This is a genomic window from Corynebacterium sp. ACRQP, assembly GCF_022345915.1.
GTDB classification, from domain to species: Bacteria; Actinomycetota; Actinomycetes; order Mycobacteriales; family Mycobacteriaceae; genus Corynebacterium; species Corynebacterium lehmanniae.
Genome location: NZ_JAKRMZ010000007.1, coordinates 18,595 through 41,166, shown reverse-complemented (window position 1 = coordinate 41,166; position 22,572 = coordinate 18,595). Strand labels below are relative to the sequence as shown.

Below are 22,572 nucleotides of genomic sequence, written 5' to 3'. Positions count from 1 at the left end.
TGCGATAGCCGTTAGGCCGTCGCACCTCCGAAGATGTCGATGGAGTCGCTGCCCTCGCGGAGCGTGACGTAGGCGCGCTTGGTGTCCTTGCGCTGGCCGTAGCCGGTGCGGGAGCGCTTGCGCTTGCCCTCGCGGTTAGCGGTGTTCACCGATGCGACGTCGACGCCGAAGATCTGCTCCACGGCAATCTTGATCTGGGTCTTGTTGGCCGACGGAGCGACGAAGAACGTGTAGGTGTTCTGCTCCATCAGGCCGTAGCTCTTCTCGGAGAGCACGGGCGCGATGATGATGTCGCGCGGGTTCGCGATCTTAGCCATTTACTTCTCCTCCTCCGCAGCGGCGGTAGCGAGCTCCTTGCCGCGGTTGACGAAGGTGTGCAGCGCCTCGACCGAGAACACGACATCGTCAGCGTTGAGTACGTCGTATGCGTTCAGCTGGGTCGGCTCAATGATGTGGACGCCCGGCAGATTCCTTGCGGAAAGGCGGGAGTTCACGTCATCACGGCCGATCACCAGCAGAACCGACTTGCGGTCCGTGAGGCGCTCGATGAAAGCGCGGGCGGACTTGGTCGACGGGGTCTGGCCCGGAACCAGGTCCTCCACGATGTGGATGCGCTCGTTCTGTGCGCGGTTGGTCAAAGCGCCTGCGAGGGCAGCCTTGATCATCTTCTTCGGGGTGCGCTGCGCGTAGGAACGCGGCTGCGGACCGTGCACGGTGCCACCGCCGGTGAAGTGCGGCGCACGGGTGGAACCCTGGCGTGCGCGGCCGGTGCCCTTCTGGCGGAACGGCTTCTTGCCGCCGCCGGAAACCATGCCGCGGGTCTTCGTCGCGTGGGTGCCCTGGCGAGCTGCAGCAAGCTGTGCGTTCACAACCTGGTGCATCAGCGCCACGGAAGCCTCGCGGTCGAAGAACTCGGCCGGGAGATCGACAGAGCCCTTGGTGGCTCCGTCAGCGGTGTGGACGTCAAGCGTCAGGTTCGTCATGCGTGAGCACCGCCCTTCACTGCGGTCTTGACGGTGACAACGGAACCCTTTGCGCCCGGGATGGCGCCCTTGATCAGGATGAGGTTGTTGTCGCCGTCGATGCGTTGGATCTTCAGGTTCTGGGTGGTAACGCGGTTACCGCCCATGCGGCCTGCCATGCGCGTGCCCTTGAACACGCGGCCCGGGGTTGCGCAGGCGCCGATGGAGCCCACGCGGCGGTGCGCAGCCTGGTTACCGTGTGCGGCACCCTGGCCGGCGAAGCCGTGGCGCTTCATGGCGCCGGCGTAGCCGTGGCCCTTGGTGGTGCCGGCGACGTCCACGTAGGTGTCGCCCTCGAAGATGGTTGCGTTGAATTCCTGGCCGAGCTCGTAGCCCGAGGTGTCCTCCATGCGGATCTCGGCGACGAAACGGCGCGGGTTCACGCCGGCCTTCTTGAAGTGGCCGGCCTGTGGCTTCTTTGCCTTACGGGGATCGATGTCGCCGTAGGCGATCTGGATGGCGGAGTAGCCATCGGTCTCAGGGGTACGGATCTGGGTGACCACGCACGGCCCAGCTTCGACGACGGTAACCGGGATAACACGGTTGTCCTCGTCGAAGATCTGGGTCATGCCGAGCTTCTTGCCCAGAATGCCCTTGATCTGGTTCTCAGACATGTTGTTAGTTCTCCACTACTTACGTTGGGGATTGCTCTACTGGATGTTCACGTCGACGCTTGCCGGCAGGTCGATGCGCATGAGCGCGTCCACCGTCTTGGGCGTCGGGTCGAGAATGTCGATGAGGCGCTTGTGAGTGCGCATCTCGAAGTGCTCGCGAGAATCCTTGTACTTGTGGGGAGAACGAATAACGGCGTACACGTTCTTCTGGGTGGGCAACGGCACCGGGCCCACGACGCGGGCACCCGTGCGGGTGACCGTCTCGACGATCTTCTTCGCGGATGCGTCGATCGCCTCGTGGTCGTAAGCCTTGAGCCTGATGCGGATCTTCTGTCCCGCCACGCTTACCTCTTCCTCGCATCCCCACGTTCGTCCTTATTCTCTCCCGCTCATTTCGAACGGAGTGAGAAACGGGCGAAGCGGTGGGGTTTGTAGCTTCTAGTTTCTCTATAACGTTGTCCGGGCTGGGCCCTTGGCTCAACGCCAGTGTCGTTTCTGACTGCCATGACACGTCCGGAAGGTGACCGAGCAAATTCATGCTGTTTCAGTGCTTCCGCCAAGGCGTGCCCGTCTATAAGCACATGCCTGGGTGTCAGACTCGGAAGGGCGCGTGACCCTTGCGTACTGCCGCTGTGAATTTGCCATGGCCCTTCTCCGGTTTCTTCCGGTTGGAAGGTGTCATGTTTGCCTGGCCACCGGCCGGTTTCACCCGGCCCATGTCAAGGCAACCTGGGTATTAAAACACAAGGTTGCAGGAAGCACAAGCCCCGCTTCACGACGAACCTCCGGCGAGCCCACAAATATTGCAACTTGGTATCACCTTCTCCTCACCCCAGCCCGAGCGATTAGATCTGTGTACCCTTTATTTCCAGACCGTGCGCCTCACATCCGGAGGTCACGGATGCACAGTATTTACAGATTGAAAGGACCGTCATGGCCGACAAGAACGTTAACGAGACCTCTGCAAACACCGCAAAGACCACCGGCGCTAACACCCCGGCTTCCTCCTCCACCGCAGTGGAGCCGGAGCAGGTCCGCCCGCGCAACGAGAACCTGGAGACCGAGCACGGCTCCACCGTCATCGACGACAACGTTGTGGGCAAGATCGCAGGCATCGCTGCCCGTGAGGTCTCCGGCGTCAACAACCTGGGCGGCGGCGCTGCCCGCATGTGGGGCGCTGTGCGCGAGTCCCTGACCTCCTCCACCAACGTCCAGCAGGGCGTCAACGTGGCGGTCGAGGACGGCCACGCTTCCGTCGCCGTCGCCATCATCGCCGAGTACGGCGTGGCCATCCACGAGCTGGCTAACGCTATCCGCGAGAACGTCACCGTCGCCATCACCCGCATGACCGGCCTGATCGTGGACCGCGTGGACGTCACCGTGCACGACGTGCACCTGCCGGAGCAGGAGGGCGCCGAGCAGCTCGAGGACACCAACGCGAACTACCAGGCTGTCAACCAGCCGATCAACCAGTAAGCCATGGCGTACACCCCCGTTAGCCGCGAGGTTGCGGAGGGCGTCCGCGATGCCGCCGTCGCTGTCGACGGGGTCGCCGCATTGCACGGCGGCCGCGTCGGCGAGATTGCGACCTACCTGCCCAACACCCGCATTGAAGGCCTGAAGGCCATCTCGCGGGACGGCCGAACCGGATTTGAAGTCCACTTCGTCTTCGACGTCGCATCCGGCCGCAAGGTGCAGGACGTGGCCGAGGATGTCCGGGCGGCTGTTCTCGGCGCATCCGATGCGGAGTTCGTGGACGTTGTCGCAGGCGACGCGCAGTAGCGCTGCCCGCCCCAACCTCATAACCCGAAACGTGGTTTTATTATGAATCTTTTTGCTAACAAGGCGCTGACCGGCATCCTCATCGGTGTTGTAATCGCCTTCTTTGTCACCTTCGGCGGTTGGCCGGGCCTGCTCTGGCTGCTGCTGTTCACCATCATCGGCGGGGTTGTCGGGGCCCAGCTCGACGGCCGTCTGGACCTGTCCGCGGCCCTGAGTAACGGCACCGGCAGAGGCCGAAGCTAATGGATAATTCCTTCTACCACGTCAGTGAGCGCACCATCGAGCGCGTCGCTGAGGTGGCAGCTGCGGCGGTGCCGGGATGCCGGACCATCGACGCGAAGCTGGCCGGGCTCGCGGGACGCAGCTTCCCGCGCATCCACGCCCGGCTGGACCAGGCGACGGGCACAGTGGCGGTGGACACCGAGATTGCCACCTCCTACCCCGCCCCGGTAGCTGCCATCACCGACGCTGTGCGCGCAACCATCATCGCGCACATCCGCACGTTGGTGGGCCTGGACGTCTCGCGCGTGAAGGTCACAGTGGCCAATGTGGAAACCCTCCCCGACACCGGCCGCGTGACCTGGGACCAGGTGGCGGAGCACGAAGCCTTCGTGATCCCGACCCCCATCGAGGTCTCCCCGACCCGCGTGGAGCACCCCGTGACCAAGCCACTCGAGCAGCTCATGCCGATCGAGGCGCGCTCGCTCGTCGAAGACATGCGGGATGTGGTCGTCCCCGCCCCAATCGAGGTGGAGCACCCGGACCAGCCGGAGCCGGTGCGCACGTTTACTCCGGAGACCCCGGAGCCAGTGCGCACGTTCTCCCCCGAGGTGCCGGAGCCGCAGCGCCTCGTTGCCATCCACACCTCTCCGACGGAGGCGCGGGTCCCGTTCCCGCCGGAACCGGTGCAGCCGTGGTCGCCGCAGGCGAACGAGCTTGTCGCCCGCCATCCGCAGCTGCCCCCACTGCAGGCGCTCAAGCCTGTGGACGTCCAGCGTTTCGCCCAGCCCCGCGAGGTGCCGCTGCCGCGCCGCGCTCCGCTGAAGGAGATCACGGTCAACCGCCCGCCGCTCAAGCCCATCGTGGTGGAGCCGGTGGCGCGCGCCCCGATTTCCTCCGCACCTGGGCCGCAGCCGGTAGTGGTGCCCACGGCGCCCGCGCCGAAGCCGCTTAAGCAGATCACGATTGAACCGGTGGTGAAGTACTATGACCGCTCCCGCTAACACTGCACCCCCAGCTCAAGCAGTGGGCCCGCACCCGGGCGACGAGCCGCTGGGCAACCCGGCCTCGCGCTGGTTCGCGGTGCTGATTAGCCTGCTGCTGCTCGCGCTGGCTGGCGTCGCGGCGCGCGACCTGTGGTACCACTTCTACGGCGACGAGGCCCCGTCGGACTCCTGGCTGGGCCGCACCTGGGACTTCCTCGGTTCCTTTGAGGCCGATGTGACGGCAGTTGTCGTGGGCATCATTCTGGTGCTGCTCGGCCTGATCCTGTTGTTCTTCACGTTCAAGCCGCGCCCGCACGGCTACGTGCGGGTGAACTCCCCCGCCTCCATTTGGACCCGCCCGGTGGACATCGCCCGCAAGGCCACGTTCACCACCCGCGGGGACCTCGGCGGTGAACAGGTGAGCACGAAGGCGAACCGCAAGAATGTGAAGGTGCAAGTAGTCGACGACGGATCCGGCGCCGCCATGCAGGAGCGCATCACCCAATCCTTGAACGGTGAGTTCCATGCCCTGCAAACCCCGCCGGCTGTGTCGGTGAAGTTGCTGCCCAGCCCTGCTACGCAGCAATCGACTGCCCAGCGTTCAGGCGCGCCTCAGACCACTACGGAGTCCGCGCCCGCCACCACGACGACCCCGGAGGTGACGCGATGACGAAGACACTCAGCTTCTTCAACCGACTAGTGCTCTTCCTGCTCAGTTTGCTGTTGATCGCCGCTGGCCTTTTCCCGGTCGCCGAGTACTGGCAGATCCCCTACCTCGTCGACGCGGCCGACTACCTCGACCGCACCCGCCTGATCGACCTGGCTTACCAGGACCACTACGTCACCGCGCTGATCATCGGCGCTGTCGTGGCGGCAATCCTGGGCCTGTGGATCCTGCTGGCGAACATCCGGTCCCGCGCGTTTTCGAACCGTGGCATCCTGCCTGCGGATCCGGAGCACGGCGAGACTGTCATCAACGTCCAGCGGGTTGCCGAGGCAGCGTGCTCCTCCCTGGAGGACGCCAACGAGATCCGCCGCGCGTCCAGCAAGGTGGCGATGGTGGGCCAGCGTCCGACCGCGACGTTCACCGTCTTTGCCAACCCGGAGTACCCGCTCGATGATGCCGTGCGCATCATCGAGGCCGCGGATCAGGACTTCCGCATGGCTAATCACACCATGGACATTGACTCGGTGTGGAAGCTCCAGCTGGATCGGATTACCGCCTAGCGTTCCAACTCCAGCACGAGCTGCACCAGCCCCAGCGAGACCGGCATCCCGCCGCCCGCTGGGGCTATTTCCATCTCCGCACCAGGTTCGCAGCGCAGAATCTCGCTCCAGGCGATACGTTTGGTGTCCACTGCCCGCCCGTCTACCCGCCAGAGGCGGATGCGCTGCCCCACCACGGCTCGCGCGCCGTCGCTGAATTGGACCAGCCAGCGCCTACTGCCCACCGCCGATTGCGCGATGCTTATCGACGCCTCCGCTTCCCCCGCAATCCGCTCCAACAACGACACTATCCCCAGGCGGTGCTCCACGCCTTCCTCGTCGGAGACGACTAACGGAAGACCGGGGCCGGTCTTGCGCATCCCGCCCATCCGCCACACAGATGGCATACGTTCGGGATCGGTGCCGCTGCGCACCACCACATAGCCGCCTGTGATGGTCACCAGGTGCGGCGGGTTGAGGGTGGTGATGGTGTGGGGGCCGGCGGTGGCGTCGATAAGCGAAGGATGCTCGCGCTCCATCGCCGCAAAGAGCTCCATGGTCTCGTCGTCGGTTGTGCCCCACCCTAGGCCGCGGTTTTGCAGCACGCCGATGAGCTGGGCGAAGTTCAGGTCCGGCTGGCCCTCCCAGGCACGCTGCAGCGCCTGGGTCAGGCGTGGGATTCGGGTGGGGTCGTGCACGCATGAGAGCCTAGCGCATGCGAAAAGCCGCCCTCCCCGGCGGGGAAGACGGCTTTTACGTCAGCTGGTTACACCAGGTCTGGAATTAGTCCAGGATCTTGGTGACGCGGCCAGCACCGACGGTGCGGGAGCCCTCGCGGATAGCGAAGCGAAGGCCCTCGTCCATAGCGACCGACTGGATCAGCTCGACGGACATCTCGACGTTGTCGCCCGGCATGACCATCTCGGTGCCCTCCGGCAGCTTCACAACGCCGGTGACGTCGGTGGTGCGGAAGTAGAACTGCGGACGGTAGTTGTCGAAGAACGGGGTGTGGCGGCCGCCCTCGTCCTTGGACAGGACGTAGACGGAACCCTCGAACTTGGAGTGCGGGGTGTAAGCGCCCGGGTGGATGACAACCTGGCCACGCTCAACGTCCTCGCGCTTCAGGCCACGGAGCAGCAGAGCTGCGTTGTCGCCGGCCTCAGCGGTGTCGAGAAGTTTGTTGAACATCTCAATGGAGGTGACGGTGGTCTTCTGGGACTTCTCGCGGATACCGATGATCTCGACCTCGTCGTTGAGGTTGAGCACGCCACGCTCCACACGACCGGTAACCACGGTGCCGCGGCCGGAAATGGTGAAGATGTCCTCGATCGGCATCAGGAACGGCTTGTCGGTCTCGCGCTCCGGATCCGGGATGGAGTCGTCGCAAGCCTGCATGAGGTCGATGACGGACTGAACCCACTTCTCGTCGCCCTCGAGAGCCTTCAGAGCGGAGATGTGGACGATCGGAGCATCTTCGTCGTACTCCTGCTCGGCCAGCAGCTCGCGGACCTCCATCTCGACGAGCTCGATGATTTCCTCATCGTCGACCATGTCGCACTTGTTCAGAGCGACGAGGATGTACGGAACGCCGACCTGGCGAGCGAGCAGCACGTGCTCGCGGGTCTGCGGCATCGGGCCGTCGGTAGCAGCAACCACGAGGATTGCGCCGTCCATCTGAGCAGCGCCGGTAATCATGTTCTTGATGTAGTCGGCGTGGCCCGGGGCGTCCACGTGAGCGTAGTGGCGCTTCGGGGTGTTGTACTCCACGTGGGAGATGTTGATGGTGATGCCGCGCTCGCGCTCCTCCGGAGCCTTATCGATTGCGTCGAAGGCGAAGGCCTTGTTCTCCTCCGGGTAAGCATCTGCCAGCACCTTGGTGATAGCGGCGGTGGTGGTGGTCTTGCCGTGGTCGACGTGACCGATGGTGCCGATGTTCACGTGCGGCTTAGTGCGCTCGAACTTTTCCTTTGCCACTGTTGTCCTCCTGGACTTCATGGTGACTACGACCTTCGCAGCCACGTGGTTTACATACGCCCCGGCCCGCGCCCAGCGTAGGGCACGGATACGGGAGCCATTTCACAATGTGCCAGTTACAAGATCCTAGGTTTCCAGCGGCCGTTTTTCAAACCGGCCTTGCCGTTTCCCCCGGATCGACCTAGAGGGTAACGGCCGGCTCAGACACCGCCCGGTTAGTGGGCGGTTCCTCAGCGCGGCCGCTGCCCTCTCACCCCGCCTCCGCGGAATCCGCGCCGCACCGCTGGCACGCGGTGCGGACCCGTGAGGAGGGGCGGGCGGCAACTACTTGTTGCCGTTGCGCTCGTCGATGATCTCCTGAGCGACGGACTGCGGAACCTCAGCGTAGGAGTCGAACACCATGGTGAAGTTCGCGCGGCCGGCGGTGGAGGAACGCAGGTCGCCGATGTATCCGAACATCTCGGACAGCGGCACCTTCGCCTTGACGACCTTCGCGCCGGAGCGGTCCTCCATAGCGAAGACCTGGCCGCGGCGGGAGCTGATGTCACCGTTGACGGTGCCCATGTACTCCTCCGGGGTCACAACCTCAACGGCCATGACCGGCTCGAGCAGGACCGGCTTCGCCTTGGCGACAGCTTCCTTCAGCACCTGGGAGCCAGCGAGCTTGAACGCCATTTCTGAGGAGTCGACGTCGTGGTAAGCGCCGTCCTCAAGCGTGGCCTTGATGTTCACCAGCGGGAAGCCGGCGAGGAAGCCGTACTGCATCGCGTCCTGGATACCAGCGTCCACGGACGGGATGTACTCCTTCGGCACGCGGCCACCGGTGACGGCGTTCTCGAACTTGTAGGAAGCGGACTCGCCCTCTTCCAGCTCCTCCGGGTCCGGGGAGTACGGCTCGATGGTGACGATGACCTTCGCGAACTGGCCGGAACCACCGGTCTGCTTCTTGTGGGTGTAGTCCAGGGACTCCACCTTCTTGCGGATGGTCTCGCGGTACGCAACCTGCGGGGAACCGATGTTCGCCTCGACCTTGAACTCGCGCTTCATGCGGTCCACCAGGACGTCGAGGTGCAGCTCGCCCATGCCGCCGATGACGGTCTGGCCGGTCTCCTCGTCCAGCTGAACGGTGAAGGTCGGGTCCTCTTCAGCGAGTTTCTGGATAGCGGTGCCCAGCTTCTCCTGGTCAGCCTTGGTCTTCGGCTCGATGGCCACCTGGATCACCGGGTCCGGGAAGTCCATGGACTCGAGGATGATCGGGTGATCCGGGTTGCACAAGGTGTCGCCCGTGGTGGTTTCCTTCAGGCCGATGAACGCGTAGATGTTGCCGGCGTCGGCGTGCTCGACCGGGTTCTCCTTGTTCGCGTGCATCTGGAAGAGCTTGCCCACGCGCTCCTTCTTGGACTTCGTGGAGTTGAGCATCTGCTCGCCCGGGATGGCCTGGCCGGAGTAGACGCGCACGTAGGTGAGCTTGCCGAAGAACGGGTGGACGGCAATCTTGAACGCCAGAGCGGAGAACGGCTCCTCGACGGACGGCTTACGGGTCAGCTCCTCTTCACCGTCGACGGAGGTGCCGTGGACGTCGCCGATGTCGATCGGGCTCGGCAGGTATGCGACGACAGCGTCGAGGATCGGCTCGATGCCCTTGTTGCGGTATGCGGTACCGCAGAACACCGGGTAGATCTCGGAAGCGATGGTCATCTTGCGGATGGCCGCCTGGATCTCTTCCTTCGTCAGCTCCTCGCCGCCGAAGTACTTCTCCATGAGCTCCTCGTCGGACTCTGCGACGGTCTCGAGCAGCTTCTCGCGGTACTCCTCAGCCTTCTCCTTGAGATCCTCCGGGATCTCCTGGATCTGCGGCGGGGTGCCGGTCTCGACCTTGCCCGGCCACAGCAGGGCCTTCATGTCGATGAGGTCAACGACGCCGTCGAAGTCGTCCTCAGCACCGATCGGCAGCTGCATAACCAACGGCTTCGCACCGAGGCGGTCGACGATGGTGCCGACGGTGTAGTAGAAGTCAGCGCCCAGCTTGTCCATCTTGTTGACAAAGCAGATACGCGGAACGTCGTACTTCGCAGCCTGGCGCCACACCTGCTCGGACTGCGGCTCCACGCCCTCCTTGCCGTCGAACACGGCAACAGCGCCGTCCAGCACGCGCAGGGAGCGCTCCACCTCGACGGTGAAGTCCACGTGACCCGGGGTGTCGATGATGTTGATCTGGTTGTTGTTCCAGAAACAGGTCACAGCAGCGGACGTAATGGTGATGCCGCGCTCCTTCTCCTGCTCCATCCAGTCAGTGGTGGCGCCGCCATCGTGGGTCTCGCCAACCTTGCGGTTGATGCCCGTGTAGAAGAGGATGCGCTCGGTCGTGGTGGTCTTACCGGCGTCAATGTGGGCCATGATGCCGATGTTGCGGACCTTGTTCAGGTCCTTAAGCACTTCTTGTGCCACGTTAAATACCCCAACTTTGAAGTCGTCGACGCCTGTCGGCGCCTATGTCGGTCAGTTGTCCTTTGTCAATTCTGCCACTACATCGCGGAAGTGGCAGCGTGAGGTCCGACTCAGCTGGAAAAACCCGGAAACGCACCAGCTCGCTTCCCTAGGAAGCGGGTATGCAGTTTCCGGGTTTCCATGCTTCGCCTTGCTCCAGCGACTACCAGCGGTAGTGGGCGAAGGCGCGGTTGGCCTCGGCCATCTTGTGGGTGTCCTCGCGGCGCTTCACGGAGGCGCCGAGACCGTTGGAAGCATCCAGGATCTCGTTGGCGAGGCGCTCCATCATGGAGTTCTCGCGGCGCTGACGGGTGAAGGTGACCAGCCAACGCAGTGCGAGGGTGGTGGAGCGGGCCGGCTTGACGTCGACCGGGACCTGGTAGGTCGCGCCACCGACACGGCGGGAGCGAACCTCGAGGTCCGGACGGATGTTGCCGATGGCCTTTTCCAGGGTGCCCACCGGGTCGGTGCCGGTCTTCTCACGGCACTGCTCGAGCGCGCCGTAAACGATGCGCTCTGCGGTGGACTTCTTGCCGTCCTGCAGGATCTTGTTCACCAGCATGGTGACCAGCTCGGAGTTGTAAACCGGATCCTTGACTACGGGACGCTTCGGTGCTTGCTGCTTACGCATTGTTTACTGTCCCTTCTTCGCGCCGTAACGGGAGCGAGCCTGCTTGCGGTCCTTCACACCCTGGGTATCCAGAGCGCCGCGGACGATCTTGTAGCGCACACCCGGCAGGTCCTTCACACGACCGCCGCGCACGAGCACCATGGAGTGCTCCTGCAGGTTGTGGCCCTCGCCCGGGATGTATGCGGAAACCTCGATGCCGGAGGTCAGGCGCACACGGGCGACCTTACGCAGAGCAGAGTTCGGCTTCTTCGGAGTGGTGGTGTACACGCGGGTGCACACGCCGCGGCGCTGCGGGGAACCCTTCAGCGCAGCGGTCGCCACCTTGGTGGACTTATCGTGGCGGCCCTTGCGGACCAGCTGCTGAATAGTAGGCATTCACGCTCTTTCTGTTAGCGCGTCCCGCCCACACCCGGCCATACATGCAAAAATGGGGGCTCTTCTTCGGGGCCCTGCCGATTGCATGAACTCCCGTGTGAACGAGTCGCATGGAGTTCGAGTACTTCGCGCCGCAAGATACGGGCGAAACCTCGCTAAAGGTACACCGAAGGAACGTCGCAAAGCAAACTGCGTGTCCGCGGTCGCCCGGTTACACTGCTGCCATGGCTCCTTGGACGGGTGTCTCCCAGTCGCTGCGCGACGTTGCTGTTGAGTCCGCGGTGATTCCGGCACGCGCGGCGGGTCTGCTGTTTCGCCACCTGTCGCAGCTGGTCACAGTGGTATGCCTCGGCCTTGCCGGGCGCCAGGCCGTGATTTGGCTGGCGGTGTGGCTCTCCACATTCAGCAGCCTCGCCGCCAGCCTTGTCATGCCGCTGGCGCCGCTGATGGTGATGCTGGCCATCATTTTCTCGCTGTGGCTTTTGCGCCCCTCGCTGCCGTTCCTCGCGGCGACGTTTCCGGACCGCAAAGACGGCTCTTCCCGGGTGCGCCTGCTTTCCGCCGGAGGCATGCTGATCAGCTTCCTCACGGTGTACTCCACCCACGGCCTGCTCAAAGAGGACCTCGCCGCGTTCCGCCGCGCCACCACCTACGACGAGTACTTCAACCAAGGCTTCGAAGCGGACTTCACGCGCGCATTTATCGACGACACCGCCGCCCTGATCGGCCTGATCGCCGGCACCATAGTGCTGCGCAAAATCATCGGCTACTTCGTCCTGGCGGAGAAGGGACTCGGATTCACCTATCTCGCCGCCTACCTGGAAGTGCTGTGGATGACCACAGTGTCGGTGTTTTTGACCAACCGGCTCAGCGCCGTGCAGGACTGGGCGCTTTCCCGCCGCAGCCTGGCCCCGGCTCACCAACGCTACGAAGAACTGAAGACCGACGTCGCTGAGCACACCGGCGTGCTTGGCGACGCGTGGGGCTGGCTCGCCGACCAACTTCCGACGCTGAACCAGCTGGTGACCGTTCCGATTGCGTGGCTGACGCTCGGCGCCGTGGTCTTCGGCACCACGCTCGCCGCCAAGAAGGCGGAAGATGCGAAGGTCGAGGAGGCGCCGGAGGGGGCGTCGATAAGCATCCGCAAACGCATGCAGGCCGCCGCCCACAACGAGGCCAAGCATGCGGTCGACGAGGCGCTGCAGCCCGTGGTCGGGCCCATCAAGGCGACGCTCAAAGGGCTGCGCACCCTTGCGCGGGCGGGGCTGGTGCCCATGACCATCTTCTGCATCGTGTTCATGCTGGCCACCAGCGTCGAGCTTGGCGTGGTCGAGCTTGGGCGCACCCTCATCGGCCCGGTGGACAGCAAGATGGCCGCGGAACAGGTCCTCAACTACCTGCTGGTGGTCGCGCGGGCGGTGTACCTGCTGGTGGTGGTGTGCCTAATCGCCTCAGGCCTGGACTTCTTCCTGCGGCACAGCTACTCGCCGAAAGAAGGGGAATCCACGTAGACCTTCGGCTCCGGCAGCACCACCGTGGCGTAGTGGGGAAAGTCCCACCCGATATGCAGCTTGACCGGTTGCACGCCGTCCGGCAGCGCCAGCGGGGTGACCTTGCGCCACTCGTCCGGGCGCGGATCACCCGGCTCGAGGTGCTGTCCGGTGGAACCGATCTCGTCCACCCGGACCACGGGGCCGGCCTCCCCCGGCGGGGTGCAGGCGTGCAGGGCGCTGAAGTCGTCGATGGGCGTGCCGAACAGCCCGTCCTTGCGCAGATACTCCTTGCCGTCCGAGCCGGTCACCCACATGCGGCAGTTCTCCAGCACCGACTCCGCCGGCGCGTGCCACTGCGTCAACACCGCCCAGATGGTGAATCCCTCCGGGGAGTGCAGGCCGATCTGGCTTTCGTCCTCCACTGCCTGGAAGCCGAGCACCTCGACGTCCGCTTGGTGCCGTGCGCCGTCGAAATCCGCGACCGGCAGGTCGAAGCTGCCCGCAGCGCCCGCGGCGATCACCTGCTCCTGCGACCACGTCCACGGCCTGACCAGGCTGAAGTACGGCTGGGACGACGCCGCGAGCATCAGACCGGCAGCCACGGGCGCGCTTGCCCACCAGAGCTTCCTCACAACCACACCGCCTCACGGGTCACCCGGGATTGCCGCTGCGTCTCCGGCAGCTGCACCACCACGCGCGGGCCCATCCGGTTGCCCACGTAGAAATACAGCGTGGCGGCTTCGACCTCATCCTCCGGCATCTCAAACACCAGCGTGCAGGGGCTGCGCAGCCCCGGGTAGGTCAGCTCGCACGCGTTGCCCGGGGTGTTCTCCGGCGCGTAGAGGTTCCCGCCGGCCGCCTCAATCTCCGCGCCAAGCAACACCTCCTGGTCCTGGGTGAACTGGTAGTCCACCACCACCCACCTGGCGTTGGAGGCAGTGCCGTTGAAGGTCTCCGCCACGGTGACCTGCACGTCCTCCACGTCGCCGATGATCGGGGCCGAGTTGGCGTAGTCGAAGCTTGCGGCGGCGCGGTCGGCGGCGTTGGGCAGCACGTCGCGAAGCTGCATGCCCAGCACAAGCAACGCGAGTGCCGCGGCGGTGGTCCACACCCTGCGGAAATTCATCGCAGCTCCACCTCCGCCACGCGCTCTTTGGCAAACCAGGTTTTGTCGCCGTCCAGGAAGGACTTGCGGTACTCCATCGACCACACCACCAGCGTGTCGCCGGCGTCTTCGCCGCTGAACACGAGGGCGATGTCCTGCGGCACGCCGGGGTTTAGCAGCTGGTTGTCCGGCAGCGGGACGCTCTCGAAGTCCTCGTCGCTGGTGAGGCGCGCGTCGATCTTTTGGAACTTCGGCTGCTCCTCCGACGCTGAATCCTCCAGATCAAACGCCTGGTGCCACTGCACCGCGTAGATGGGCCGCTCAGCGGTGTTGGTCAGCCGCATGTGCACCACCCGCGCGCCGTCGAGGACGTAGGTGCGTTGCACCTGGACGGTCAACGGCGAAACGTCCAGCTCCTGCGGCTCCGCCGTCTCGGTGGCGGTGACGACTTGCTCGGGCGCCGCCTCCTCGAACCCGCCGGCCAGCCCTGTCACGCCGGCGAGCGCAAGCAAGCCCGCGACGGTCGCGTTCGTCCTCGTCCCGATGTCCGCCGCGACCGACTTCGCCAACCCCCGCACGGGCTGGTGCTTCGCCGACTTTTCGCTCACACGTGGAATCTAAGCAGAATGCGGCAATATTCGCGTGCCTTTCGCCTGCCGACGCCACCTTCGGCAACTACTGTCCAAGTTATGGACAACCCCACCCCGCCCCGCAAACGCGCCTCCGACGCTGAGCGCGACACCGCCGCCAAACACCTCCAAGACGCTTTCGCCGACGGGCAGATCACCATGGCCGAGTTCGACGAACGCTCCCGCGCCCTCTACGCCGCCACCTACGCCGACGAACTTCCCGGCCTGGTGGAGGACCTCTCGCCCGTCAAACGCCCGGACCGGGAAGTTGCCCCATCCCACGCGCTGGTCACAGGCGAAAGCGGCGGTTCCGCATTCACGCTGTCAGTCATGGGCGGGTCCGAACGCACCGGCCAGTGGCTCATGGCGCCGACACACACCTCCCTCACCCTGATGGGCGGCAACGCACTCGACCTGCGCGAAGCCCGGTTCGCCGCCCACGAAACCACGGTCAACGCCGTGGCGATCATGGGCGGCATCGACATCATCGTGCCCGACGACGTCCGCGTGATCGACGACGGCATCGGCATCATGGGCGGCTTCGGCATCGAAGACCACCCGTCCTGCACCGTCCCCGTCGCGCAGCTGCCTGCCGACGCGCCCGTGATCCGTGTCCGCGGCCTCGCCCTGATGGGCGGCGTGGGCATCACGCGCGCGGCCCGTGGCGCCCGGGTGGGGTAGAGCGGAAGATTCAATTCTGCTCAACATCAGTTTTGCGGGTTCAGAATCCTCTTATCTGTCCTCTACCGAGTTCTGAAGCTAAACTCCCATGCATGGCTAGAGACTCAAGTGCGCTTTACGGTGCATTATTGGGGGCTTTTTCCGAATTTCTCGCTATACCCGGGCAAGCCTTACGGATGCTGGGCCACCACTTGCCACAAATCGTTACCGCAGTCAGCTTGGGCCTCGCAGGCCGTCAAGCGGTTATCTGGTTCGCCACTTGGATATCGTCCTTTAGCTCATTCGCAGCGATGCTGATTATGCCTCTCGCGCCAGCATGCGTGATGGTCTCGATGATTTTCGGTTTGTGGTTTCTCACACCGTCTCTTCGCTCTTTCGAGTCCAGCCCTTTCCCTGCGCAGCAGTGGATTCACAGGGGTGGATTGCTCTCTGTAGGCGCCCTACTGGTGCCATTTCTAAGTGCCTACGCATCCCACGGGATGCTCAGCGACGACCTCGCGACGTTCAGGTATGCCGCCACTACGACTGAAATTTGGAACCATGGGGTTGATGCAGATACTTCTCGCTCATTTATAAACAGCACTCCACTCCTAATTTCGCTCGTTGTGGTTACTGTTCTGCTTCGTAAATTGCTCGGACACTTAATGGCACAGAGCGGGCCGAATCGCGTCCTCGAACTCATCGCGGCCTACCTCGAAGTGTTGTGGATGTCCACGGGGTCGGCCTTTGTGACTCTACAAGTTCAGCGATGGGTACTTAGCCGACGCAGTGTGGCTCCAGTATTCCAGAGCATTAGCAACGCCTCCGCTGGCTGGGATGTTTCTTCAGGGTTCTTTCCAAGCATGGCTGCTTGGTTCACTACTTAGGCACAGTACGCCTTTCAATTCGTGGCTGTGCCGATAGCCTGGCTGACGCTCGCCGTCATCGTGTTTGGGTCTCTGCCTAGTTTCCAAACTAACCCACAAAATACCAACCGCGGTAGGCCCCAAGGATCCAGGTTGCGCGCTCAAGCAATGCAACCAGTTTTTGAACCGTTGAAAACGACTTGGGCCGGAATTCGGTCACTTACACATTCCGGGGCCTTCCCGTTGGCTGTCTTTTGCCTCGTCTTCACTCTCACCAATTTTATTGAGATCGGCTTAATCAAGCTTGGACGTGCGATAGTCGGGCCTCAAGAGGAGTTAGTTAGCGAGGTAGCCGGGCCGTATATCCTCATTTGCGCAAAGGCAGTCTACCTCGTCGTAGTGATTAGCCTGATCGCGTCTGCTTTCGATCATTTTTCTCAAGACGACCCAACAAGATCATCTATAAACGGTTTTGAGTCAGGCAGCTCCAAGGTGACGTAGTGCGGTTGTCTCCACCCGAAGTGGAGTTTTGTCGGGTGCACTCCGTCTGGCATTACGACCGAAAATAGGTTTTCCCACTCCTCCGGACGCGGGAACTCATTCTCAAGCCTCCCATCGTCCCATGCGTAACGGGGCCCACTTTGCATAGGCGGAGTGCAGCCTGCCGTGGTCCTGATCTCCTCGGGGATCGCGGTAGAACGCCGCATAAGGTCGCTGAGCAAAATCTCCATATCTCCGTAAGTCTTCCCATCCGAACCGGTAAACCATATCTGGCAACCACTGAGTATCGAATGTGTAGGAGCGCTCCATTGCGTGAGCAAAAGCCAACCGTCGAACTCGTCTGGAACTTCCACGCCGTAGCTGTTGTCGTCCTCAATTTGCTCGAAACCTCGGAGTTCGACCTCAGCGACCCTAGGGAGATTGGCAATGTTTTCCACTTCCTGCACGGGCAGATCGAACCGCTTGGAACCTTCCGCGTAGAGAAGATGTTCGCGGCTCCACGACTCGGGCTTATAAATCATGAAATACGGCTGTGCGGAGGCTGCAAGCATAACCAGCACTGCCAACAATGCTCTTACCCACCATCGTTTGGTCATATAGTCAACCCTTCACGCACAATCTCATCTTCCTCAGACACCTGGCCGATTGGGATAACGATCCTGGGACTCATTTTCGAGTTAGCCCCATAAATCAAAAGATTTGACGACGACACATCATCGGCGGTGAAAGCGCTTGGGACCTCGAAAGCAAGTACGCAATGTCTAGCTAGACCTGGATACCCAAAACCACATCCATAGCTCATCGGAAAAGTTGATAAATACTGGGTTCCGTCCGAATCTTCAATTACACCTCGCAGCCCGAAGGGTTCGTCCGCTTTTCGTGAAAAATCGATAACGACCCACCTCCCCTCGGTAGAGGAACCATTTACTTGGGTGGCCAAGACAGTGCGAATCTCGCCTATTTCCCCGATGAGCGGCGCGCTGCTTTCAAAATCGAAGGTGGAATAAACAAGATCAACACGGTTCGGAATTTGCTTTTGGACCTCGATCCCGATAAAAAGGATGAATAATGAGGCGATGCCCGCGACAACGGCCTTTTGCGATTGGAAATAGTTCATTCGAACGCCACTTCCGCTACTGGATCGCCCAACCACCATCCCGTCGACCCATCGAGTGGAGTCCTTCGATACTCTCGCGACCAGATTTGGAGCTGGTCAGCACCTGCAACTTCAAATGATAGGTCTGCATCATCAGAGACGTCTTCAAAAACAAGCACAATTCTAGCTGGCACATTCGGATTGAATGGAGGTATAGAACCGCGGGGGATTTTCTCTAGCGGCACTCCAGTCTCTATCCTGTGTGCACTCTTGGGAACGAATGGGAGATCAGCCTCGCGGCGATTTGAATCCAGAAGCTTAAACCCCCGGACAAAGTCAGGTCCTGATATCGGAACCGTAGCGTGGTTCACGATATTCATCTCGATCACACGGGCACTGTCGACAATGTATGATCGCTGAATTTCCATTTCGAACGGGGCAGCTTTTATCAACACCGGAGACGTTCCCTCTGTTTCGCCATCCGTAACTATTACCTTTTGCGGATTGGCGGAGAGAAAGCCGCCGCCTAGCCCCACCACTCCCATTAACGCCACCAGCGAAGCAGCAGCGACCACACGCATCCTCGCTAGCTCGGTACTGGTTTTACGCGATGACTTGCTTTTCACACCACGATCGTATCCGCAACTAACTCCGAAGTTCGGGAATACCGAAGTCCTGACTTCCGGAAGGCTAATGCCTTGATCTGTCGACGACGGAACGACAAACGGAACCCATCGATGAGCAAAGGTGCGGGGTGGGGTCAGCGTTTGGACCATCCCCTCGCTCAGGGGGGCACGTTCGTCGAAAAGCAAAACGCCCGGCCTCCCCTTCGCGGGGAAGCCGGGCGTTTCTCAAGCAGACCTAGCTAAGCCAGAATGCTGGGCCTGGTGTTACAGCTCCTCGAAGCCGAACTCGTCCATCGGGACGGAGGCGCCGGTGAATTCGCCGTAGCCCTCGTCGCCGTAGATGGAGTCGCCGAACGTCGGGATGGAGTACGCCGCGGAGCGCGCTGCCTCGGTCGGCTTGACCTGGATGTTGCGGTAGCGGGAAATACCCGTACCGGCCGGGATCAGCTTGCCGATGATCACGTTCTCCTTCAGGCCGATCAGCTTGTCGGAACGCTTGTTGATCGCGGCGTCCGTGAGCACGCGGGTGGTCTCCTGGAAGGAGGCCGCCGACAGCCAGGACTCCGTGGCCAGCGAGGCCTTGGTGATGCCCATGATCTCGGAGCGCATCTCCGCCGGCTCGCCGCCGTCCGCCACAGCTGCGGCGTTGACCTGGCGTGCCTCGGACAGATCCACCAGGGTGCCCGGCAGGAACTCGGTGGAACCCGAGTCGATGACGGTGCCGCGGCGCAGCATCTGGCGGATGATGATCTCGATGTGTTTGTCGTGGATGGACACACCCTGGGTGCGGTACACAGCCTGGACCTCGTCGATCAGGTGCTTTTCTACACCGCGGCGGCCGAGGACCTCGAGCACGTCGTGCGGGTCGGCAGCGCCGCGGAGCAGACGCTCGCCCACCTCGACGTGGTCGCCCTCGCGCAGGCCGCGCTCGATCATGGCCTCCGGGTTGGACTCCATCGGGCGGCGCACCTGGGCCAGGCCCTGGCGCTTGGACAGCTTCTCGTAGACCACCACGTCGGAGCCGTCGTCCGGGTGGATGGTCAGGGTCCAGAAGTTGCCCTCGTCCTCGAGCGAGATGGTGCCCGCCACGGATGCGATCGGGGCACGGTTCTTCGGCACACGGGCCTCGAACAGCTCCTGCACACGCGGCAGACCGCCGGTGATGTCGCCGCCGACGCCGCCCTGGTGGAAGGTACGCATGGTCAGCTGCGTACCCGGCTCACCAATGGACTGCGCAGCCACGATGCCGACAGCCTCGCCGATGTCCACGAGCTGGCCGGACGCCATGGACTTGCCGTAGCACTTGGCGCAGACACCGGTCGGGGTCTGGCAGGTCAGCACGGAACGGACCTTGATCTCGGTGACACCGGCGGCCACGAGCTCGTCGATACGCTCTTCAGTCAGCTCGGTGCCGGCCTCGGCGATGACCTTGTCGTCGGCACCCTTGACGTCGGCAGCCAGGACGCGGCCGGACACGGAGGTCTCGACCAGGTCGTGGCGCGCGAACGAACCGCCGGACTCGACCGCAACCGGAACCTTGACGCCCTGGCGGGTGCCGCAGTCCTCCTCGCGGACGATGACGTCCTGCGCCACGTCCACCAGACGACGGGTGAGGTAGCCGGAGTCCGCGGTACGAAGCGCGGTATCGGCCAGCCCCTTACGGGAACCGTGGGAGTTGTTGAAGTACTCCATCACGGACAGGCCCTCGCGGAAGGAGGTCTTGATCGGGCGGGTGATGTACTCACCACGCGAGTTCACGACCATGCCCTTCATGCCAGCCAGGGTCCAGATCTGGCGCATGTTACCGGCAGCACCGGACTTCACGATCATCGGAATCGGGTTGTCGTCCGGGTACAGGTCCTCCACGGCCTGGCCCACCTTGTTGGTGGCGTCCTGCCACAGCTCGACCAGGCGGTCGTAGCGGTTCTCCTCGGTCAGCGCACCCTTCTCCCAGAACTTGCGCTCGATGGCCTCGGCTTCCTTCTCGTACTGCTCGAGGACCTCGGTCTTGTTCGGGAGGATGAGCACGTCGGCCATGGAGATGGTCACGCCGGAACGCGTCGCCCAGTAGAAGCCGGCGTCCTTCATCTTGTCCAGCACCTGCGCGACGGTGATCATCGGGTACTTCTCAACCATGGACTGGATGATGTCGCCCAGCAGCACCTTGCCGCCGCCACCGCCCTTACGGACCATGGCACCTTCCTGGTACGGGAAGTTGAACGGCAAAAGCTCGTTGAACATGATGCGACCCAGGGTGGTGTCCGTCATCCAAGCCTGACCCTTTTCCCAGCCGTCCGGGAACTGCTCCGCCTCGATCTCCGGGGTCGGACGCAGGTGGTCGATGCGGACCTTGATCGGGGCCTGCAGGCCCAGCACGCCCAGGTCGTAGGCCATGATGGCCTCGCGGTAGGACGAGTAGACGCCGCGGGCCGGACCGTTTTCGTCGGCAGGTGCGTACGCACCCTCGCCGCCGATCTCCTGCGGGCCCTTGAGCATGGTCAGGAAGTACAGGCCGGTGACCATGTCCAGGCGCGGCATCGCCAGCGGCTTGCCGGACGCCGGGGACAGGATGTTGTTCGACGACAGCATGAGCACGCGGGCCTCAGCCTGCGCCTCAGCGGACAGCGGCAGGTGGACTGCCATCTGGTCGCCGTCGAAGTCGGCGTTGAACGCCTCACAGGCCAGCGGGTGCAGCTGGATGGCCTTACCCTCGACCAGCTTCGGCTCGAAGGCCTGGATGCCCAGGCGGTGCAGCGTCGGTGCGCGGTTGAGCAGCACCGGGTGCTCTGAAATCGCCTCTTCCAGCACGTCCCACACCTCGGGGCGCTGGCGCTCCACCATGCGCTTGGCGGACTTGATGTTCTGCGCGTAGTCGTTGTCCACCAGGCGCTTCATCACGAACGGCTTAAACAGCTCGAGCGCCATACGCTTCGGCAGACCGCACTCGTGCAGCTTCAGCTGCGGGCCGACGATAATCACGGAACGGCCGGAGTAGTCCACGCGCTTGCCCAGCAGGTTCTGGCGGAAGCGGCCCTGCTTGCCCTTGAGCAGGTCGGACAGGGACTTCAGCGGGCGGGTGCCCGGGCCGGTGACCGGGCGGCCGCGGCGGCCGTTGTCGAACAGTGCGTCAACGGACTCCTGCAGCATGCGCTTCTCGTTGTTCACGATGATCTCGGGCGCACCCAGGTCGATCATGCGCTTCAAACGGTTGTTGCGGTTGATCACGCGGCGGTACAGGTCGTTCAGGTCGGAGGTGGCGAAGCGGCCACCGTCGAGCTGGACCATCGGGCGCAGCTCCGGCGGGATCACCGGGATCGCGTCCAGGATCATGCCGGCCGGGTCGTTGCCGGAGCGCTGGAACGCGGCGACGACACGCAGGCGCTTCAGGGCACGGACTTTCTTCTGGCCCTTGCCCTCGGCGATGATGCCGCGCAGCTCCTCGGCCTCGGCGTCGAGGTCGAAGTTGCGGATCAGGGTCTGGATCGCCTCCGCGCCCATACCGCCGGTGAAGTAGTCCTCGTAGCGGTCGACGAGCTCCTCGTAGAGGTTTTCGTCGATGATCATCTGCTTTGGCGCGAGCTTCTGGAAGGTGGTCCAGATCTCGTCCAGGCGCTCAACCTCGCGCTCGCCGGCCTCGCGCATGTGCTGCATTTCCTTGTCCGCAGCGTTTTGCACCTTCTTGCGGGCAGCGGCGGTAGCACCGGAAGCCTCGAGCTCGGCGAGGTCCTCCTCCAGCTTCTGCGCGCGGTCCGCGATCTCGGAGTTGGTGTCGTCCTCGACATCCTTCTTCTCCATCAACATCTCCGCCTCGAGGGTGGACATGTCGGTGTGGCGCGCCTCTTCGTCAACGGAAGTGACGATGTTTGCCGCGAAGTAGATGATGCGCTCGAGGTCCTTCGGCGCCAGGTCCAGCAGGTAGCCCAGGCGGGACGGGACACCCTTGAAGTACCAGATGTGGGTCACCGGAGCGGCCAGCTCGATGTGGCCCATGCGCTCGCGGCGCACCTTGGACTTGGTCACCTCAACGCCGCAGCGCTCACAGATGATGCCCTTGTAGCGGACACGCTTGTACTTGCCGCAGGCGCACTCCCAGTCGCGGGTCGGGCCGAAGATGCGCTCGCAGAACAGGCCGTCCTTCTCCGGCTTGAGGGTGCGGTAGTTAATGGTCTCGGGCTTCTTCACCTCGCCGTGGGACCAACGGCGGATGTCGTCGGCGGTGGCCAGGCCGATGCGAAGCTCGTCGAAGAGGTTTACGTCAAACACGTAAAAGTTCCTTTTCTTCTAGATGTGTGCTGTTCGT

At 63.1% G+C, this 22,572-nt stretch carries 24 protein-coding genes; 8 read left to right on the top strand and 16 right to left on the bottom strand.

Annotated elements, in window-relative coordinates:
- Positions 1–11: 11 nt before the first annotated feature.
- From rplW to rpsJ, 4 genes are read right to left on the bottom strand one after another with little or no spacing between them, the layout of a single operon-like run.
- A complete protein-coding gene (gene rplW, locus MHY23_RS04170; RefSeq protein WP_070475003.1) occupies positions 12–317 on the bottom strand; it encodes a 50S ribosomal protein L23 in 306 nt (101 codons plus the stop codon).
- The gene (gene rplD / locus MHY23_RS04165; RefSeq protein WP_181889793.1) at positions 318–983 is read right to left on the bottom strand and encodes a 50S ribosomal protein L4; all 666 of its coding nucleotides are present in this window, start codon (positions 981–983) and stop codon (positions 318–320) included.
- Entirely contained in the window at positions 980–1,636 is a 657-nt protein-coding gene (rplC, locus tag MHY23_RS04160; protein WP_181889792.1) for a 50S ribosomal protein L3, read from the bottom strand. Before rplC ends, rplD begins: the two co-directional genes overlap by 4 nt.
- A gap of 36 nt (positions 1,637–1,672) precedes the next feature.
- Positions 1,673–1,978 carry a 30S ribosomal protein S10 gene (rpsJ, locus tag MHY23_RS04155; RefSeq protein ID WP_034997227.1) on the bottom strand — a complete coding sequence of 102 codons (306 nt, stop codon included), beginning with the start codon at positions 1,976–1,978 and terminating at the stop codon, positions 1,673–1,675.
- Between the two features lie 591 nt (positions 1,979–2,569).
- Here rpsJ and MHY23_RS04150 point away from each other — a divergent pair.
- Genes MHY23_RS04150 through MHY23_RS04125 form a run of 6 tightly spaced genes read left to right on the top strand, consistent with a single transcriptional unit; the run spans position 2,570 to position 5,850 of the window.
- Positions 2,570–3,112 (top strand): Asp23/Gls24 family envelope stress response protein, encoded by a 543-nt coding sequence (locus MHY23_RS04150; RefSeq protein ID WP_181889791.1) that lies wholly within the window; start codon positions 2,570–2,572, stop codon positions 3,110–3,112.
- 3 nt (positions 3,113–3,115) lie between these two features.
- Positions 3,116–3,418: a hypothetical protein gene (locus tag MHY23_RS04145; RefSeq protein ID WP_181889790.1), complete on the top strand. Its 303-nt coding sequence runs from the start codon at positions 3,116–3,118 to the stop codon at positions 3,416–3,418.
- Between the two features lie 42 nt (positions 3,419–3,460).
- Entirely contained in the window at positions 3,461–3,661 is a 201-nt protein-coding gene (locus tag MHY23_RS04140) for a hypothetical protein (RefSeq protein WP_181889789.1), read from the top strand.
- Complete coding sequence (locus tag MHY23_RS04135) at positions 3,661–4,641, top strand: Asp23/Gls24 family envelope stress response protein (RefSeq protein ID WP_181889788.1); 981 nt, start codon at positions 3,661–3,663, stop codon at positions 4,639–4,641. The genes MHY23_RS04140 and MHY23_RS04135 overlap by 1 nt, the downstream gene beginning before the upstream one ends.
- Entirely contained in the window at positions 4,625–5,293 is a 669-nt protein-coding gene (locus tag MHY23_RS04130; protein ID WP_181889787.1) for a hypothetical protein, read from the top strand. The genes MHY23_RS04135 and MHY23_RS04130 overlap by 17 nt, the downstream gene beginning before the upstream one ends.
- A complete protein-coding gene (locus MHY23_RS04125) occupies positions 5,290–5,850 on the top strand; it encodes a hypothetical protein (RefSeq protein ID WP_181889786.1) in 561 nt (186 codons plus the stop codon). Before MHY23_RS04130 ends, MHY23_RS04125 begins: the two co-directional genes overlap by 4 nt.
- Here the strand turns inward: MHY23_RS04125 and MHY23_RS04120 are convergent.
- The 5 genes from MHY23_RS04120 to rpsL form a co-directional block, all read right to left on the bottom strand.
- Positions 5,847–6,527: a hypothetical protein gene (locus tag MHY23_RS04120; protein WP_239306540.1), complete on the bottom strand. Its 681-nt coding sequence runs from the start codon at positions 6,525–6,527 to the stop codon at positions 5,847–5,849. The two genes, MHY23_RS04125 and MHY23_RS04120, sit on opposite strands and share 4 nt — an antisense overlap.
- Positions 6,528–6,612: 85 nt before the next feature.
- On the bottom strand, positions 6,613–7,803 hold the full coding sequence (gene tuf, locus MHY23_RS04115; protein ID WP_181889784.1) for an elongation factor Tu: 1,191 nt from the start codon (positions 7,801–7,803) through the stop codon (positions 6,613–6,615).
- Positions 7,804–8,127: 324 nt separating this feature from the next.
- Positions 8,128–10,251, bottom strand: a complete 2,124-nt coding sequence (gene fusA, locus MHY23_RS04110) for an elongation factor G (protein ID WP_239306539.1) — start codon at positions 10,249–10,251, stop codon at positions 8,128–8,130.
- 202 nt (positions 10,252–10,453) lie between these two features.
- On the bottom strand, positions 10,454–10,921 hold the full coding sequence (rpsG, locus tag MHY23_RS04105; RefSeq protein ID WP_085956818.1) for a 30S ribosomal protein S7: 468 nt from the start codon (positions 10,919–10,921) through the stop codon (positions 10,454–10,456).
- Positions 10,922–10,924: 3 nt separating this feature from the next.
- Positions 10,925–11,296, bottom strand: coding sequence for a 30S ribosomal protein S12 (gene rpsL / locus MHY23_RS04100; protein ID WP_034997208.1), 372 nt, complete (start codon positions 11,294–11,296; stop codon positions 10,925–10,927).
- A gap of 224 nt (positions 11,297–11,520) precedes the next feature.
- On the opposite strand from rpsL, the gene MHY23_RS04095 reads away from it, so the two are divergent.
- Complete coding sequence (locus MHY23_RS04095) at positions 11,521–12,807, top strand: hypothetical protein (protein WP_239306538.1); 1,287 nt, start codon at positions 11,521–11,523, stop codon at positions 12,805–12,807.
- Here the strand turns inward: MHY23_RS04095 and MHY23_RS04090 are convergent.
- Genes MHY23_RS04090 through MHY23_RS04080 form a run of 3 tightly spaced genes read right to left on the bottom strand, consistent with a single transcriptional unit; the run spans position 12,777 to position 14,502 of the window.
- Complete coding sequence (locus tag MHY23_RS04090) at positions 12,777–13,421, bottom strand: hypothetical protein (protein WP_181889781.1); 645 nt, start codon at positions 13,419–13,421, stop codon at positions 12,777–12,779. The genes MHY23_RS04095 and MHY23_RS04090 overlap by 31 nt on opposite strands.
- On the bottom strand, positions 13,418–13,915 hold the full coding sequence (locus MHY23_RS04085) for a hypothetical protein (RefSeq protein WP_181889780.1): 498 nt from the start codon (positions 13,913–13,915) through the stop codon (positions 13,418–13,420). Before MHY23_RS04085 ends, MHY23_RS04090 begins: the two co-directional genes overlap by 4 nt.
- Positions 13,912–14,502: a hypothetical protein gene (locus tag MHY23_RS04080; protein ID WP_181889779.1), complete on the bottom strand. Its 591-nt coding sequence runs from the start codon at positions 14,500–14,502 to the stop codon at positions 13,912–13,914. Before MHY23_RS04080 ends, MHY23_RS04085 begins: the two co-directional genes overlap by 4 nt.
- An 81-nt stretch (positions 14,503–14,583) precedes the next feature.
- On the opposite strand from MHY23_RS04080, the gene MHY23_RS04075 reads away from it, so the two are divergent.
- On the top strand, positions 14,584–15,204 hold the full coding sequence (locus MHY23_RS04075; protein WP_239306537.1) for a DUF1707 domain-containing protein: 621 nt from the start codon (positions 14,584–14,586) through the stop codon (positions 15,202–15,204).
- Positions 15,205–16,486: 1,282 nt separating this feature from the next.
- On the opposite strand, the gene MHY23_RS04070 is transcribed toward MHY23_RS04075, so the two are convergent.
- The 4 genes from MHY23_RS04070 to MHY23_RS04055 form a co-directional block, all read right to left on the bottom strand.
- A complete protein-coding gene (locus MHY23_RS04070) occupies positions 16,487–17,146 on the bottom strand; it encodes a hypothetical protein (protein ID WP_239306536.1) in 660 nt (219 codons plus the stop codon).
- The gene (locus MHY23_RS04065) at positions 17,143–17,667 is read right to left on the bottom strand and encodes a hypothetical protein (protein ID WP_239306535.1); all 525 of its coding nucleotides are present in this window, start codon (positions 17,665–17,667) and stop codon (positions 17,143–17,145) included. Before MHY23_RS04065 ends, MHY23_RS04070 begins: the two co-directional genes overlap by 4 nt.
- On the bottom strand, positions 17,664–18,272 hold the full coding sequence (locus MHY23_RS04060) for a hypothetical protein (RefSeq protein ID WP_239306534.1): 609 nt from the start codon (positions 18,270–18,272) through the stop codon (positions 17,664–17,666). Before MHY23_RS04060 ends, MHY23_RS04065 begins: the two co-directional genes overlap by 4 nt.
- A 264-nt stretch (positions 18,273–18,536) precedes the next feature.
- Positions 18,537–22,535 (bottom strand): DNA-directed RNA polymerase subunit beta', encoded by a 3,999-nt coding sequence (locus MHY23_RS04055; protein WP_239306533.1) that lies wholly within the window; start codon positions 22,533–22,535, stop codon positions 18,537–18,539.
- Positions 22,536–22,572 lie beyond the last annotated feature (37 nt).

Coding starts and splice junctions, on each gene's coding strand:
- MHY23_RS04150 (WP_181889791.1), top strand. CDS start 2,570: ATGGCCGACAAGAACGTTAACGAGACCTCTGCAAACACCGCAAAGACC.
- MHY23_RS04145 (WP_181889790.1), top strand. CDS start 3,116: ATGGCGTACACCCCCGTTAGCCGCGAGGTTGCGGAGGGCGTCCGCGAT.
- MHY23_RS04065 (WP_239306535.1), bottom strand. CDS start 17,667: ATGAACTATTTCCAATCGCAAAAGGCCGTTGTCGCGGGCATCGCCTCA.
- rpsG (WP_085956818.1), bottom strand. CDS start 10,921: ATGCGTAAGCAGCAAGCACCGAAGCGTCCCGTAGTCAAGGATCCGGTT.
- MHY23_RS04125 (WP_181889786.1), top strand. CDS start 5,290: ATGACGAAGACACTCAGCTTCTTCAACCGACTAGTGCTCTTCCTGCTC.
- rpsL (WP_034997208.1), bottom strand. CDS start 11,296: ATGCCTACTATTCAGCAGCTGGTCCGCAAGGGCCGCCACGATAAGTCC.
- rplD (WP_181889793.1), bottom strand. CDS start 983: ATGACGAACCTGACGCTTGACGTCCACACCGCTGACGGAGCCACCAAG.
- rplC (WP_181889792.1), bottom strand. CDS start 1,636: ATGTCTGAGAACCAGATCAAGGGCATTCTGGGCAAGAAGCTCGGCATG.
- MHY23_RS04075 (WP_239306537.1), top strand. CDS start 14,584: ATGGACAACCCCACCCCGCCCCGCAAACGCGCCTCCGACGCTGAGCGC.
- MHY23_RS04095 (WP_239306538.1), top strand. CDS start 11,521: ATGGCTCCTTGGACGGGTGTCTCCCAGTCGCTGCGCGACGTTGCTGTT.
- MHY23_RS04140 (WP_181889789.1), top strand. CDS start 3,461: ATGAATCTTTTTGCTAACAAGGCGCTGACCGGCATCCTCATCGGTGTT.
- MHY23_RS04135 (WP_181889788.1), top strand. CDS start 3,661: ATGGATAATTCCTTCTACCACGTCAGTGAGCGCACCATCGAGCGCGTC.
- MHY23_RS04085 (WP_181889780.1), bottom strand. CDS start 13,915: ATGAATTTCCGCAGGGTGTGGACCACCGCCGCGGCACTCGCGTTGCTT.
- MHY23_RS04130 (WP_181889787.1), top strand. CDS start 4,625: ATGACCGCTCCCGCTAACACTGCACCCCCAGCTCAAGCAGTGGGCCCG.
- rplW (WP_070475003.1), bottom strand. CDS start 317: ATGGCTAAGATCGCGAACCCGCGCGACATCATCATCGCGCCCGTGCTC.
- MHY23_RS04070 (WP_239306536.1), bottom strand. CDS start 17,146: ATGACCAAACGATGGTGGGTAAGAGCATTGTTGGCAGTGCTGGTTATG.